This is a genomic window from Vibrio sp. D173a, from assembly GCF_030248475.1.
The window spans coordinates 1-671 of record NZ_JAHGAH010001486.1 but is presented as its reverse complement, the minus strand read 5'-3'; the positions used below and the strand labels follow the sequence as shown (position 1 = coordinate 671).

Sequence of the window (671 nt, the reverse complement as noted above, 5' to 3'; positions counted from 1 at the left end):
AGCAATCTCAACCCTCAGTTAAATTGAAGCCGCTTGCACTAGCCATGTTCATAGATCGCCGAATCTGGCTATCTGCATTGCTAGTGAGTGCTTACAACGTAGCGCTGTTTTCTTACTATCAGTTGGGGGCTTTTACCTTTACTCAGATCGGACTGAGCAACGAACAGTACGGTTACAGTGGCGTGGTGCTTGGCCTTGGAACCTTAATCGGGAGCTATCTCAATAAAGCATTGTTGGCTCGCGGAAGAACTTCTAGTCAACTCTTAAGTTTGGCTGCTCTATTGCTGCTGGTGGGCGGTATCGGGGTTTGGTTTACACAGCAACAGGCCATTTTTCTGGTCCCGATGATGTTAGTGGTGATGTCGTTTGGAATCGCGATTCCTAACGTGTTGAGCAAAGCCTTAGTCGACTATCGTGCACAAATTGGTAGCGCGGGTGCGCTGTTTGGGCTGCTCTACTACTTGTTGATTGGTGCGGGGTTGAGTTTTGTTGGTATCGGACAGGATCTTGGTATGGGCTTGACGGTTTGCGGGTTAATCGCCGTGTTAGCCACCTATCTGCATCAAGTTATGACAACGAGTTTGAACTCTTAACTCTTAAATCTTAACTCTATGACTTTAAAAGAATTGTAAGGCAGAGGTGGGACAAAATAGGCAAAGTGGTTGGCGAAT

Annotated in this window: 1 pseudogene; it reads left to right on the top strand. The window is 46.8% G+C overall.

Features of this window, described 5'->3' with window-relative positions:
* Nucleotides 1-593: pseudogene (locus KIV40_RS34240) on the top strand (MFS transporter); the annotation flags it as partial.
* Nucleotides 594-671 lie beyond the last annotated feature (78 nt).